This is a genomic window from Neobacillus oceani (genome assembly GCF_046237595.1).
In the GTDB taxonomy this organism is placed as follows: Bacteria; Bacillota; Bacilli; order Bacillales; family Cytobacillaceae; genus Bacillus_D; species Bacillus_D oceani.
In genome coordinates this window covers 1,124,857-1,138,877 of record NZ_CP143543.1, presented here as the reverse complement: position 1 = coordinate 1,138,877, position 14,021 = coordinate 1,124,857, and the positions used below count along the sequence as shown (strand labels likewise).

General features: G+C 45.4%; 12 protein-coding genes. All 12 read right to left on the bottom strand.

Translation table 11 applies throughout. The features are described 5' to 3' along the window. Positions 1-299: 299 nt before the first annotated feature. Positions 300-1,454 carry a DegT/DnrJ/EryC1/StrS family aminotransferase gene (locus V1499_RS05710; RefSeq protein ID WP_409274512.1) on the bottom strand — a complete coding sequence of 385 codons (1,155 nt, stop codon included), beginning with the start codon at positions 1,452-1,454 and terminating at the stop codon, positions 300-302. Between the two features lie 6 nt (positions 1,455-1,460). Next, on the bottom strand, positions 1,461-2,099 hold the full coding sequence (locus V1499_RS05705) for an acetyltransferase (protein ID WP_409274511.1): 639 nt from the start codon (positions 2,097-2,099) through the stop codon (positions 1,461-1,463). Then, positions 2,096-2,704 carry a sugar transferase gene (locus tag V1499_RS05700; protein ID WP_409274509.1) on the bottom strand — a complete coding sequence of 203 codons (609 nt, stop codon included), beginning with the start codon at positions 2,702-2,704 and terminating at the stop codon, positions 2,096-2,098. The genes V1499_RS05705 and V1499_RS05700 overlap by 4 nt, the downstream gene beginning before the upstream one ends. 1 nt (position 2,705) lies before the next feature. Beyond that, positions 2,706-3,944, bottom strand: coding sequence for a glycosyltransferase family 4 protein (locus V1499_RS05695; RefSeq protein ID WP_409274507.1), 1,239 nt, complete (start codon positions 3,942-3,944; stop codon positions 2,706-2,708). A gap of 30 nt (positions 3,945-3,974) precedes the next feature. Then, positions 3,975-5,144 (bottom strand): DegT/DnrJ/EryC1/StrS family aminotransferase, encoded by a 1,170-nt coding sequence (locus V1499_RS05690; protein WP_316571709.1) that lies wholly within the window; start codon positions 5,142-5,144, stop codon positions 3,975-3,977. Continuing rightward, on the bottom strand, positions 5,116-6,267 hold the full coding sequence (locus V1499_RS05685) for a glycosyltransferase family 4 protein (protein WP_409274505.1): 1,152 nt from the start codon (positions 6,265-6,267) through the stop codon (positions 5,116-5,118). Before V1499_RS05685 ends, V1499_RS05690 begins: the two co-directional genes overlap by 29 nt. Beyond that, positions 6,264-7,565, bottom strand: a complete 1,302-nt coding sequence (locus V1499_RS05680; RefSeq protein ID WP_409274503.1) for an oligosaccharide repeat unit polymerase — start codon at positions 7,563-7,565, stop codon at positions 6,264-6,266. The genes V1499_RS05685 and V1499_RS05680 overlap by 4 nt, the downstream gene beginning before the upstream one ends. A 15-nt stretch (positions 7,566-7,580) precedes the next feature. Next, complete coding sequence (locus V1499_RS05675; protein ID WP_409274502.1) at positions 7,581-8,822, bottom strand: lipopolysaccharide biosynthesis protein; 1,242 nt, start codon at positions 8,820-8,822, stop codon at positions 7,581-7,583. Between the two features lie 27 nt (positions 8,823-8,849). Next, positions 8,850-10,187, bottom strand: coding sequence for a nucleotide sugar dehydrogenase (locus V1499_RS05670; RefSeq protein WP_409274500.1), 1,338 nt, complete (start codon positions 10,185-10,187; stop codon positions 8,850-8,852). Next, entirely contained in the window at positions 10,184-11,209 is a 1,026-nt protein-coding gene (locus V1499_RS05665; protein WP_409274498.1) for a Gfo/Idh/MocA family protein, read from the bottom strand. Before V1499_RS05665 ends, V1499_RS05670 begins: the two co-directional genes overlap by 4 nt. 55 nt (positions 11,210-11,264) lie before the next feature. Further along, a complete protein-coding gene (locus V1499_RS05660; RefSeq protein WP_409274496.1) occupies positions 11,265-13,085 on the bottom strand; it encodes a polysaccharide biosynthesis protein in 1,821 nt (606 codons plus the stop codon). Between the two features lie 172 nt (positions 13,086-13,257). Continuing rightward, positions 13,258-14,019, bottom strand: coding sequence for a tyrosine-protein phosphatase (locus V1499_RS05655; protein ID WP_409274494.1), 762 nt, complete (start codon positions 14,017-14,019; stop codon positions 13,258-13,260). Positions 14,020-14,021 lie beyond the last annotated feature (2 nt).

Here is a 14,021-nt window from a genome sequence, read left to right as displayed (position 1 = left end):
CAAGAACTAAATCTAAGAAAAGCCATGCCCCTGGACTCTAAGGTGCATGGCTTTTTCTTCGAATCCGCCAAACAGCAGGTCCATTTAACAATTCAGGATAGAAAAAGATTGAAGGTTCTTGATCCTAAAAACTGTTTTCATATTCCCCCCTACTAGGAAATACTTCCTTGAGTAGCGGAAATCAAACACAACGTTAAATTAGAAATTAAATTCTTGATTCAACCTAAATAGAAAGATAAATTGAAGTTCGTCCAGAATAACAATAGGAGGCCATTCCCAGGCCTCCTTATTTTAATTGATCAGTTAAACGCATCCTTTACCGCCTCTATGACCCGTTCCTGTTCATCAAATGTCATATTCGAGCCGGATGGCAAGCAAACACCATTGGCAAATAAAGCTGATGACACGCAATACCCTGGCTCATGCGGGTAATAGTCGACTCCATCGAAAACCGGCTGCATATGGAGCGGTTTCCAGACTGGACGGGCTTCAATATTTTCTTCGGCAAGACGGTTGATTAGATCCATCGGTGAAACTCGTGTGACGTTTTGGTCAAGTGTAAATGTCGTTAGCCATCGATTTGACCGGGTCATTTCCAGTTCAGGCATAAAGTTGATCCCCTGGATGCCTCCAAGTGCTTCAGCATACCTATTGAAAATTACCCTTCTTGCCTCAACCCGGTCATCCAGGACCTCGAGCTGGGCACGTCCGACCCCGGCGAGGATATTGCTCATCCGATAGTTGAACCCTACCGTGCTGTGTTGGTAATGAGGTGCTGGGTCACGCGCCTGCGTAGCCAAAAACCGGGCTCTTTCCAAAGCCGCTACATCATCGGAAATAAGCATGCCCCCTCCTGAAGTGGTGATGATTTTATTTCCGTTAAACGAATAGATGCCAAATTTCCCAAAGCTGCCGCTTTTTCTTCCCTTATATTCGGATCCAAGGGATTCGGCGGCATCTTCAATGAAAGGCACTCCGTATTCATTGCAGATTGCCGAAATTTCATCCATCTTGGCGCTTTGCCCATAAAGATTGACTACGATTACCGCTTTTGGAAGCTGATTTGTTTTAGCAGCTTTTTTTAAGGCCCGCTTCAATGCCTGTGGTGACATATTCCATGTATCGGGCTCCGAGTCAATGAAAACAGGCTCTCCTCCCTGATACAGGATCGGGTTGGCGCTGGCCATAAAGGTCAATGAGGAACAAAATACCCGGTCACCTCTGCCAATCTCCAAAAGTTCGAGTGCCAGGTGGATTGCCGCTGTTCCCGAGCTGACCGCTGCCGCGCCATTGACGCCGGCGTATGCGGCAATTTCCTCTTCAAATGCATTGACATTCGGGCCCAGAGGGGCAATCCAGTTCGTTTCAAAAGCTTCCCGGATATAGGATTGCTCCCGTCCGCTCATGTGTGGGGAAGATAGATAGATTCTTTTTTGTTTTTGTTTAACGATCATTCAGATTCACACCCTTACTTTCATGATTGGTTTAGCCGGTGTTCCTGCTACGGTTTCAAAGTTGTTTACTGGATTGATGACAGTTGCCCCGGCACCTACCATGCACCAGTCACCAATCTGGATGCCTGGAATGACAGTTGCGCCGACCCCAATCTGCGTTCCTTCCCCAACTCTTACCCCTCCTGTTAGTGCGGCATTCGGGCTTACATGGGTGTAATCTCCTAGAATCGTGTCGTGTTCAATCACGGAACCGGTATTTAAGATGGCATGATTGCCAACTGTAGCCGCTGCATTTACGATGCAATTGGGCATAATGACCGTCCCGTTCCCTATCCTTGCCGACATGCTGACCACAGCGGCCGGATGTGCCAGGACGGCATACCGTTCCATGGGTAATGAAAGTTCCCCGGAAATCTTTTTCCGGGCTTCATTATCCCCAACAGCAAGCACAAACTTCATTCTCTTGTCCCTTTGTGAGAGTTCCTTCGCCAGGATAATCGGGCCATACATCACCCCATCTTTTTCTTCCACATACTTGAATTTGTCATCAAGACGTGCCGCGATTGTATATTCATCCAACGAGAGAGCAATATCTTCAACCACTTTGCTATGGCCGCCCTGGCCAATTATGCATAGTTTTATCAATGTTTTACCCCCGTTCCCGATGATCCCGTGAATTTTTCAACGGTAGCAATGCCCTTCTGGCTAATCCCTTCCGATTTAACGACCTTGTGAAAGGTCATGAATAAAATTTTCATATCCAGCCAAAAGGACTGGTTGTCCACATACCAGACATCAAGAGCGAACTTTTCCTCCCAGGAAATATCATTTCGCCCGTTTACCTGGGCCCAGCCAGTGATTCCGGGGCGGACTTCATGGCGGCGCGCCTGGTCGTCTGTATAGAGTTCGAGGTATTCCATCAATAACGGACGAGGCCCTACAAGGCTTAAATCGCCCTTCAATACATTCAGCAGCTGCGGCAATTCATCAAGGCTCGATTTTCTCAGTAGTTTTCCAAATTGCGTTAACCGCACATCATCCGGGAGCAGAGCCCCATCTTCATCCCGCTCATCTGTCATCGTCCGGAATTTATAGACATAGAAGGGCTTGCCATGCAGGCCCGGACGCTGCTGTTTGAAGAGCACCGGAGATCCAAGCCTTACCCTCACCAGGAAAGCTGTCAGCAGGATCACCGGCGAAAGAATGGCTAATCCAATGAGTGCGCAAGTAAAATCAAAGAATCGTTTCATGCTATTTCACACCACTTACATCATTTACGATAAATGTTTCAAGGCTGTCAGCGAGCTTTCCCCAACAATAATTCTGTTCCGCGTATTTTTTAAGCTGGCTTCCTTCCCGCTCCAATAGCTTGGGGTTCCGGTAATGCCCCTCGAGCCAGCGTGCGGTTTCATCTAGATCGTTATTCGCATAAATACCGGTCTGGTTGCTTAATGATCCGATTAAATCCGGGTCAGTGATCATGATAATTGGAAGGCCAGCAGCCATATAGTCATATATCTTGTTCATGCTGAAACCCCAATAATAAAGGGGCGAGTCCATGATGGAGAGGATTCCCATCTGAGCCTTGCTCAACAAGTAAGGAATTTCTGTTTTCGGAATGGCATCGTGAAATGTAATATTCCGAATCCCTTCCTGTTCAGCTTTTTCCATAAGCCTGCTTTTTTCCGGCCCATTGCCGACAAGGAGCAAATGCAAGTCCGGATTGTTCTTTAGCTTGGCGAACAGTTCGATAATCGGTTCTAGGTGATTGGCGACACCATGTGAGCCGGCATAGACAATCACAAATTTGTTTTTTAACTTACTGAACAGGATGTCTATCTCCACTGACTTTTCCAATTGATCGTATTTTGAGAGGTCCACGCCATTCGGCAAGTAGATGACCTTGTTCGGGTTTATCCCTCTCGCTTGTATGTAGTACTTTGCTTTATCAAATAGGACGATGATGCGGTCAGCCTTTTTATATAAAAAGCTTTCCAGCCTGTACAGCGCGACTGCTACAGGATTTCCTGGCGACAGCTTTCCAAAGTCGACAAATGTTTGAGGCCATAAGTCCCGCTCTTCAAAATAGAACTTGCACCCGGCTTTCTTGGAAATCAGATAGCCCACTATCGCTGCCAGTGGGTGGACACTCGAGCCGACAACAATGTCAGGTTTGCTTTCGCTGCAAGCCGCTCTCCCGATTTTATGGCTTCTCCACGTGTAGCTTATGATGTTTTTGACTCTTCCCGAGATCGTTTCATAGGGAGGAGTATGGATCCATACATACTTTACTCCATCAATCATTTCTGATTTGTATTCGCTCTTCTCCCCTTTGAAAACCATCTCTTTTTTTGAAAAATGATTAAAAGAGGAAGCAAAGATTGTAACATTGTATCCTTTATCAGTGAGATGCTTGGCTAAATCGTAGTGCCTTGTTCCGCCTACATGAGTAGGTGCAGTCGCATAATGGTTAAATATCCAGATATTCACTCAGGCACCTCATTTCTACTTTTGAGTCTACTAACCAATCGCTTTAAGTTCCCCATGTACAGTGGTTTCTTGTTGGTTACCATTCTGGTGATTCGTATAGAATTCTACGATTTTTTCAATCACATAATCTTGCGCTTCCTGCTCCAATTCAGGATACATTGGGAGCGACAAGGCTTCTTTAGCGGCTTTTTCCGTTTCCGGCAGGTCGCCTTCCTTGTAGCCAAGGTCTTTAAATACAGGCTGGACATGCAATGGCAGTGGATAATAAATCATTGTTGCAATACCCGCTTCTTTCAAGTAGTTCTGGAGCTCATCCCTACGCGAAACCCTTAGCGTGTACTGGTGGAAAACGTGGTAATTTCCTTCCTTTTCAATTGGTGTCTGGATAACGTCGGCCAATTGCTCATTCAGTTTTTCGGTATAATAGGCAGCCCTTGCACGGCGGGCATCCGACCACTTATCGAGATGAGGGAATTTCACATTCAGGATTGCGGCCTGCATTTCATCAAGCCGGCTATTGTAGCCCAGCACATGGTGGTAATATTTCGGCTTGCTTCCATGGACACGGATGACACGCATTTTTTCAGCGAGATCCTCATTGCTCGTAATAATCATGCCGCCGTCCCCATAAGCTCCAAGATTCTTTGTCGGGAAAAAGCTGTAGGTAGCCGCTGTCCCAAGTTCGCCAACATTATGGCCCTTGTATTTGGCTCCGATTGCCTGGGCTGCATCTTCAATCACTGCCAGTTGATGCCTGTCGGCTATTTCTTTGATTTTGTCCATATCGGCCATTTGTCCATATAAATGAACCGGGATAATTGCTTTTGTTTTGTCGGTAATCGCCGCTTCAATTTTGGAAGGGTCGATGTTAAAGGTAACCGGGTCAATATCGACATAAACCGGAGTTGCGCCCGCCCGCACAATTGCCCCGCCTGTCGCAAAGAACGTAAACGCGGTAGTAATGACCTCATCCCCTTCTTTGACACCCGCAGCCTGGAGAGCAATATGGATTGCATCACTGCCGTTTCCGACCCCGATTCCATAGCCTGCACCACTGTACCTGGCTACATCCGCCTCCAGTTTTTTTACATTCTCCCCTAAAATAAATCGTGAAGAAGACATGACTTCATCAATCTTTTGAAGAACTTCTTCTCTCATTGATAGATATTGTTCAGATAGATCGAGCATTTGAATTTTCATGGACATATACCTCTTTTGAATAATTTTGGTTCGCCAATTGTTCGTATGCTTCAATTAGCTTATTGCTTTCTGTTTCCCAGTTATACTCGGTCTCCACTGCCCGGCGCCCGCTCTCACCCATTTTCTTAGCCAAATCGGGGTTTTCTTGAAGGAAATCAATCGCCGCACTTATTTCGTTCGGATCAGCCGGGTTGACGCAAATGCCACAATTATGTTTTTCCACGATTTCGCGCCATAAGGGAAAATCGGAGCAGATAACAGGAATACCCGCGGACATATATTCAAACATTTTGACAGGAAGTGAATATTTAAATGGTTCATTCTCCTCAAGGACCACAAGGCCTGCCAATGAATTTCCTAGTAAACTGGCAACGCCCTCCTTATCCAAAAAGCCAAGATAGTTCACTTTGTCATTTTTCATCTTTTCAATCCTGGCTTTGTCTGCTGGATTGTGGAAATTCCCTGCCAGGTACAGGCTGCAGTTGGACATGCGAATCGCTTCTTCCATTACATATAAGCCCCTGTCCCCTGCTAGCCCCCCAATATAGCAAACATATTTTTCTTCCTGGGGCTGAATTTTCAAGACGCTTACCTGTTTCCCCAGTTTCGGATAGTTCTTCACATCAATCCTCCGTGGGTTGTACTTTTCAAACTTTTCACTAATATGGGGAGTCGCCGCGCATATTAAATCAAAATTCCTGGAAGCATTCTTCTCGACGATTTGAATAGCTATGGACAATGGTTTTTTTAGGAATTTCGGAATGTAAGGTTTACGGAAAATCTGCATCGGCAAATCTTCATGGACATCGTAGACCACTTTCTTGCCCAGCTTTTTAAGCTCCCTGCCAACAAAAATCAGTTCAGGGTCATGGAAGTGGTACACGTCCGCATCGATTGCGATTGCCTGACCCAAAATAAACCTTTTATTTTTAAAAATACGTTGAAAACGGTTTTTATTATGAACTCTTAGTGGCTGGAGATGGACCCCGTTTATTGTTTTATCAGGGGCATTCGGTGCGAGTAAATAAACCTCATGTCCAGCCCGGGCAAGGGATACACATTGCTTCAGGTTAATTCTTATATCGGTGTAAGGGTGAACAGATGTCAAATGACAGATTTTCACGATGGTACTCCTTCTGCTTTAGTTTTCTTGAAAATTTGTGAAAACAGCCAAATAGCCGTTATCTCAAACAAGATGCCGTGGGTCACCAAGCTTGTGGGCAGCGCGGAATTGATTAAGGCCATAGACGGTATGACGATTAACGGCGCCGAAAAATAAATCGGCACATGCCTTGCGACACTGTCCAGCATCTTCAAAACCACTCCGAGGGTTATCGAGTAGACAATAATCCCCATAAACCCGAAGTTAGAAAAAGCATCACCCAAATAGCCGACATTGGGGCTGAAGTTTTCGTTGTTAAAAACCACACTGGCTATAACATCAACCGGAGTTGGGCTATTGTAGGGATTTTCAAATAAAAAGGATAAAAAGGAATGTGACAGTTTCATCGTTTCATGGGTGGAAAAGAAGTCAAAATAGACAAAATGCAGCTGGGCAGGAACTAGCAGCAAACGCCTGACAAAAATTGATGCGGCGTTAATATTGTCAAAGACGCTGTAAAGCAGCACCGACAAGGAAACGATGAAAAGCACTCCGACAGTCATCATTTCGAGAACAAGATTTTTTAATTTGACATTTTTCAAGATATAGTACAAACCAATCACGACGACTGGCGAGAAAAGGAAGCTTTTTAACCCTGTCATGCCAAAAAGCAGCAGCTGCAGGAACAGGAATAGGAAAAACAATTGCTTTTTCCTGCCCTCCAGCGTATAGATGAGCATCGACATATTGATGGCGTAAGCCTGCCAGGTGACAAGATAATTCATCAGGCCGGAATTATTCTGCTGGTAAACACTCCTGACGTCATAAACCGCAAGAAGGTTGAAGCTCAGCCTCGAAAGCCCCCCTGTCGCGATTAAATAGCCATATACATACAGGGTGATCACGGCCAGGAAGAAAAAGACCGGCTTGACACTGTCTTCAATCATGATGACGCGGAAGTCCTTCAATTTTTTGACTATCCAAACGGTGAGCATGAATCCAAAAAGAATACTGTACAAATAAATTCTGGCTCCGTCCTGCATCGAATAAAAGGTTAATAGCGGGACCAAAAGGTTGAGTAAAATAATGTACAGAATCACTTTGCTCGGCTTCTCCATTCCTTTTGTGTAAAGAACAACCCCGGAAATCAACAGGAATAATAAAAGCCACGACTCAGCATATTTAAAATAATTCTCCTTGATTACAAATCCCGAATAGGCAAAATTCCCCACAAGAAAAGTCTTGTACGCATAATCAAGAATGAATTTGTATAGAAAAGCTAATAAGAGAATAAGGGTATAGTTTTTTTTAGTGCCCATGCTGTTTTAATGCTCCTACATTTGTTTTTTCAGCACCCTGAAGATCATCGCATACAATAGGACATAGCTTGCGGCAGATGATATTCCAAAAATCCTGATCAGTTGATAAAAGTCATATTGGAATAAAAAGCCGGCAAGAAAAGGCAAACCTGTAAGGATGAGTCTTACAATATCCCAGACGAGCTGCAAGTCCTGCCTGTTTAAAATATTCAATGTCTGGGACAGAGGGCTGACGATAAACTGGGCAAGATACATCAGGGACAGGATCTGAATGATTGTTCCGGTTTCCTTCCAGGCTTTTCCGAAAATAAGCCCAAATAGGCTCCCCCCGGCAAAATAAAGAATGCCAATTGGAATGATACCGACCAATAGCAATTTTAATGACGTCTTTATAAACATCCGGAGCAGTTCGCCGGGAGTTTCGATTTTCGCCGCGGTTCCGTAGAACACATCAGCTACCGCCCGCCCAATGATGGACAGAGGCGAAACAATTACCCGTTGGGCAAGCGCGAACAGTCCCACCTCCGCCTGGCTGTACATCGCACTCAGCAGGATCGGGGCCATCTGAAGGCCAGCGCTGTTTATAAATGACGAATAGCTTGAAATAAGCGGGAATTTCCGGTATTTCCGGGCAACTTCCTTTATTTCATTGACGCTGATCAGACTGGCCGATTTCCGGATTTCCATGAACATTTTCAACATCAGCTTAAAGCCACCGAGAATCCTGCCCATCACATCACCGGCAACCATACCCACTGACTGAAGGGAATACAATCCAGCTTGCCCACCGACCGTAAAAAGTGCCTTGTTGACTTTCAGGATAGCCAGGTCTTTGTACTTGCTTTTATGAATCCCGTAATAATTCGTTATCGCTGTAATGCCTTCTCCTAAAAAAGCGAGCGGCAGCAGCCAAAAAAGAAACTCGGCAAACTGTTTTTCAAAGAAAAAGGAACCCAGTATCAAAACCGCCGCCGTGCAAATGATTGTTGTGATGGCCAGGATACCCAGGCACAGCACAACCAGGTTTAAAAACTTCTTTTGGTCCCGTTCAATGGGCAAGGCAAGTTCGTATTTCAGGCTTGTAAAAACATTGACCATCGCCACGACGGAGATGAATACAGCCAACTGGCCAAAGGCCTCTGGAGAATACAGCCTTGTAAGAAGAGGGGATGATGCGAAAATCAGCCCCTGTGACAGTACGTTCCCGCCCAGTATAATGAACACCGACCGGTTAAAAGATTGTTTTTTAGTTGACAAGCTTGGCACTCCATCACTGTTTCTATATTAGATTTTTTGGTAGATTCCGGAGAATTCTACCTGCGGTTCAAATGTATTCCGTGTATCAAGAATAAGCTTTGCATTGTTACGCAGCATTTCATGGTCAAAGCAGCTATGATTGGTCGTAATTAATACAAGATCCGCCTCTATCAGCAGGTCCTTGTGTAACTCCTTACATACAATCTGGTTTCCATTCAGGTTGAATTCCTTCACGTGGGGATCGACCGACACCCAATCTGCACCCGCATTGATCAGCCTTTCCAATATTGGCAGCGCTGGTGATTCACGGTAGTCATCAATGTCTTTTTTGTAGGCAACGCCAAGGACAACGATTTTGGAACCGTTGATTGCTTTGCCTTGATCATTCAGCATTTCAGCGCAGCGCTGTACAACAAAATCAGGCATGCTGTCATTGATTTCGCCAGCCGTTTCGATCAGCCGCGTATGGTAGTTATACTCGCGCGCTTTCCATGTCAGGTACCATGGATCGATAGGAATGCAGTGCCCGCCAAGGCCCGGCCCCGGATAGAAAGGCATGAATCCGTACGGTTTCGTAGCCGCCGCATCAATCACTTCCCACACATCGATGCCCATTTTATTGCAAAGAATTGCCATTTCGTTTGCAAGGGCGATATTGATATTACGGAATGTGTTCTCAAGGATTTTTTCCATTTCAGCTACCGCCGGGCTGGAAACCTCATGGACTTCCCCTTCCAATACAGTGCGGTACATGGCAGCGGCTACCTTTGTACAGGCAGGTGTCATGCCGCCGACTACTTTCGGGGTATTTTTCGTATTAAAGCTTTTGTTTCCCGGATCCACTCTCTCAGGTGAATAGGCCAGGAAGAAGTCTTCGCCGCAAACAAGGCCCGATTGCTCCAGGATTGGCTTGATCAATTCCTCAGTCGTACCCGGATACGTTGTACTTTCGAGGACTACGAGCGTCCCCTTTTTTACGTGCTGGGCAATCGCCTTGGCAGAGCTTTCTACATATTTCATATTTGGCTGCTTATAAATGTCCAATGGAGTTGGTACACAAATCGCAACCGCGTCTACTTCGCCAATAAAATTGTAATCCGATGTCGCCATTAGCTTCCCTTCTGCCACGAGTGCTTCCAAATCAGCAGGTATAACATCACCGATGTAATTTTTTCCGTTGTTGACAGCCCGGACTTTTTCCTCCTGGACATCAAACCCAATGACATTAAAACCAGCTTTCGCTTTTTCAACCGCGAGCGGCAATCCGACATAGCCAAGCCCCACAACGCCGATTGTCGCTGTTTTCGTTTGAAGCTTTTCAATCAGTTCATCGGCCAATTTGCTTTCTTTTACTTGAGTACTCATACTAAAACTCCTCTTCTCATTCCGATTGGTGAGTTATTTCTTGCTGATTTGTAAAATGCCAGGACTAGCTCGAGAGCTCTCTTGCCATCCTCACCTGTTACAAGGGGCTCCCGGTTTTCTTTGACGGATTGAATTAAATCGGAAATCGTTTGCTCATGGCCTGGAACTCCCCATGGGTCTGATTTAACTTTTTCCAAAATCCGTTCAGTTTCTGTTTCAGACAAATTTCGAACATCAAAATGTTCGAACGAAAGGGCGTTGGGGCCGCCAATTTTAACGGTTCCCTTTTCTCCAAAGATGGTTATTGACTCCTCAAAATTACGGTAATAAACGGCGGTCGACATTTCGATCGTACCAAGCGCACCCGATTCAAACTGGATTAGCCCGGCTGCAACCCCTTCACCTTCCAAATTGCTGATTCCCGTCGCCGCCATGCTGAATACCTGCTTCGGCTGTCCCAAGAACCAAAGAAGCAAATCAGAATAGTCAATTGCCTGGCCCATTAACCCTCCGCATTCATGCAGTTTCGCTCCCCGCCACAAGGACTCGGCGCAGAAATCCCTGTTCCTGTTCAAGTTGATCCTGGCACTTGCATGGCTGATTTTTCCGAGCATTCCTGCTTCGATGATTTTTCTCAGCTCCATGACTACAGGCCGGAAACGGTGTGGATGGACAATTGTAAGCTTCACATCATTCTCCCGGCAAACCTCCACGATCCGTTCCGTTTCATCAAGCGACAACGCCATCGGCTGGTCAAGGACAATATGTTTTTTTGCCGCGGCTGCCTGCTCCACAAGTACTGCGTGATAACTGGCAGGGGTACAGATGCAAATTGCATCCACTCCATCTTCCGCAAGTAGCGCATTGTAATTTGTATAAGCCTTCGCCCCGTACTCTTTGTACTGCTCCATGGCTGATTCATCTAAATCGCAGACGGCGGCCAATTTTGCTTCCGGGATCCGGTTGATTGCCGCCGCATGACTCCTTGCTTTGAATCCGCAGCCAATAATTGCGAAATTCATAAAAGAAATGCCTCCTCAGGCCGCGAATGCCATCGTGGTTAGATTTGTTCAATTTTCACTTGCTAATCGCGGATAAATGCTTTTCTTTTTTGTTCACTAGTTTCAAAACATAGTCTTTAAGGTCACGTTCATTAAAGGAATAGAAATTTTGGATAAGATTCGTTATCATCTCATAATTGCTTGGCGAAGCTTTTCCAACAAGAATCTTCGGATAGATCGGGACATCATTCACTTCGTTTTCATTAAGAAGCTCTTCGAACATTTTCTCCCCCGGCCGAATGCCGGAGTATTTAATCGTAATTTCATCAAGCGAAAACCCGGACAATTCAATAAGATTTTTGGCCAGATCGACAATCTTTACCGGCTCACCCATGTCAAGGACGAACACTTCTCCACCCCTGGCGAGGGAACCGGCCTGGATAACCAGTCGGGATGCCTCAGGAATGGTCATAAAATATCGTGTCATTTCAGGATGGGTCACTGTCACTGGCCCGCCTGCCTTTATCTGCTTTTTAAAAAGCGGAATGACACTGCCCCTACTGCCAAGCACATTCCCAAAGCGGACGGCAACAAACTTGGTCTTGCTTTGTTTGTCTAGATGCTGAATGACCATTTCCGCAATCCTTTTCGTCGCTCCCATCACATTCGTCGGATTTACCGCTTTATCCGAGGAAATGAGAACGAACGTGCCAACATGATATTGATGGGCTGCTTCAGCGACATTTTTTGTTCCCATTACATTGTTTTTCACAGCTTCCCTCGGATTGTATTCCATAAGCGGAACATGCTTATGGGCGGCAGCATGGTAGACTACATCCGGTTGATGATCTGCCATTACTTCCATCATCCGTTCACGGTCCTGGATATCCCCAATTGCCGGTACAATTTCAATCGTATCCCCGTACTTGTTGCGAAGTTCCATGTCAATCTGATAAATACTGTTCTCTCCATGGCCTAGCAAAACAACTTTTTCGGGTGAGAACTTGCAAATTTGCCGACAAATTTCCGAACCAATCGAACCTCCAGCCCCTGTTACAAGGACTGTTTTGCCGGATATGTATTCAGATATTCCATCAATATCCAGCTCTACCGGTTCGCGCCCCAACAAATCCTCAACGCCCACATCGCGAAACTGGCTAACTGCGACTTTTCCGAGCATGACATCTTCAATCTTCGGCATTACTTGCGTCTTCACTTTCGTCTTTGAACATTCGAGATAAATCTTGTTCATCTCAAATTTCTTTAATGAAGGAATGGCGATGACTATTTTATTAATTCCGTATTTTTCTACGGCCTCGACAATTTCTTCCGTTGTTCCTGCCACAGGGATGCCTAGTATGTGTAATTTCAATTTCCCTGGATCATCATCAATGAAAGCGGCGGGGACAAGCCTCAATTCGGGATTGTTTAAGAGCTGTCGGGCCACTAGAGTTCCTGCCTGCCCTGCGCCTATGATAAGAACTTTTTTCATATCCTTTTTGGGCTTAAGGCAATAGTCCAAATACAAGCGCCAGGAAAACCGCGAGCCTCCTACTAAAAACATCGTCATCATCCATACAGAAAGCAGCATCCTTGGATAAAAATTCGATGAAGTAAACAGTTGGAAAGCCGCAGTGGTAATGATTGTAAGTGTGACAGCCTTGAAAATACTTTTCAGCTCCATGACACTTGCATATTCCCATGATTTGTTATACAAAAGGAAACTATTTGCGAAAATATAATAGCTAATCAGCAAGATAAGAGAATTAAGCAAGAGCTCTTGATCAGGGACCGATCCGAGTAGCGGCTGAAATTGGATATAGCTAATAACCGCGGCGGCCAACACTAGTACCGAGTCGAGAACTGCCAACAACAGAAAACGTTTGTGGAAACTCATCGAAATCCTCCTTTATTAAAAAGTCCTAAAAGCTAAGCGTTGCCAACTAAATTGATTCCTCCAATACTATGGCCAAAAAAGCGGCAAGGAGAATTTTTGGGTTTCATTAATTGATTAAACCTATTGATTAACTGAGATTTATAAATGAACTATTGCCAATTCCAAAGTCTTATCAGAAAATACCGAGAAGCTTTTTCCTTTTCACCTTTTGCGGCTCGTCTTTGTAGACGTTTTTACCTTCAATCAACCGTTCGGCATTCTCCCTAAAAAAGGAGGCAAAGTCGTTACCGTATCTCGTTCCAATTTCTTCAAAAGCCCTTTGCATATGAAAAGTCCGGCTTTGGATATTATGCGCATCCGAAGCGATAAAATGGACAAGGTTGGCCTCGATTAACCGCAGGGAAAAATTCTTTATATTCTTCCCGAACACCCCGCAAATGCTCGAGGCTGTAAGCTGCGCCAAAGCCCCATTTCTAATTAGCTCATAAAGGATATCCGGCCGCTCAATGATTCCCTGGTTCCGCTCAGGATGGACAATGATGGGGATGACCCCGAAATTTTGCAGCTCGTACAAAATCTGTGAAGTGTATCTCGGCACATCGCCCGACGGAAGTTCCATAAAAGCATATTGAGTATTATTCAACGTCAGGATATTCCCTTTTTGATACTCTTCGAGAAAGTCCCCGCTGATAGCCGGCTCCTGCCCTGGCAAGATGGAAAGAGGAACATTCTCCTCCATAAGCCTGTTGTTCAATTCAGCTACCTTCTGAATGACGGCCTCTTTTGGATTTTCGTAAAAACGATTATGATGGGGCGTCGCGATGATTGCCCGGATGCCTTCCTTTACAGCTTCCCGCGCCATTTCCACACTTTCTTCCATCGCCGTTGCCCCATCATCGATGCCGGGAAGAATGTGACAGTGAATATCAATCATCG